This is a genomic window from Psychrobacter sp. 1Y4 (assembly GCF_051847555.1).
On sequence record NZ_JBPYDE010000653.1, the window covers coordinates 1 to 665 of the forward strand.

Below are 665 nucleotides of genomic sequence, written 5' to 3' on the forward strand. Positions count from 1 at the left end.
AATACGTATGCAATAGCTCTACGGCCAATGCAGCGCGGCGTGACATATCGTAGTCCGAGTCATTTTCTAGCAATGAGTCTAGATCAGCATTGAGCGTGTCGATGTCGTCATTGCGCTCGTCTGTACGTTCACTATTACCGCTATTAATACTGGCAAAAGCACTGGCAACCATCAATGGGCGCACCAATTTACCTTGTCCAGTCATGACATAACGACAGGCATCTACCAGTGGACTAGGCAACTTGGCATAAGCAAACAAGACCTCAATATCTTGCGCCAGTTGCGCGCGCACAGCACTATGAAATTGCTCAGTGCTTTGAAAAGAGACAGCGTTAAAAGAGGTAAAACCAGAAGAGTTAGCGCTAGAAGTAAGGGAAACCGTCATAATCCAACCATTTATCAGAGATACAATAAAAACTTATTAGGGACAAGGTAAAAACGGTATTAGTGTAGCATGATAGGTCATATTGCTTATGTGAGACACCGTATCAATTGATGGTTTTTTGCATTTTACGGCTGTCATCTGTTCAAAAATGAAGCAGTACAATCGTAACCTTACAACAAGTCTTGGTTACGCATCGCTGATGTCATTCACTGGTTGAATATGCTTTGATAAAAGCGCAAGCTAAGTAAGTCGTATTAATCGGGCTACACCAACGGTTTAT

1 pseudogene is annotated in these 665 nt (G+C 42.6%); it reads right to left on the reverse strand.

Features of this window, described 5'->3' with window-relative positions:
- A pseudogene (locus ACS8FC_RS18140) lies at window positions 1–385 on the reverse strand (polyprenyl synthetase family protein); the annotation flags it as partial.
- Window positions 386–665: the final 280 nt, after the last annotated feature.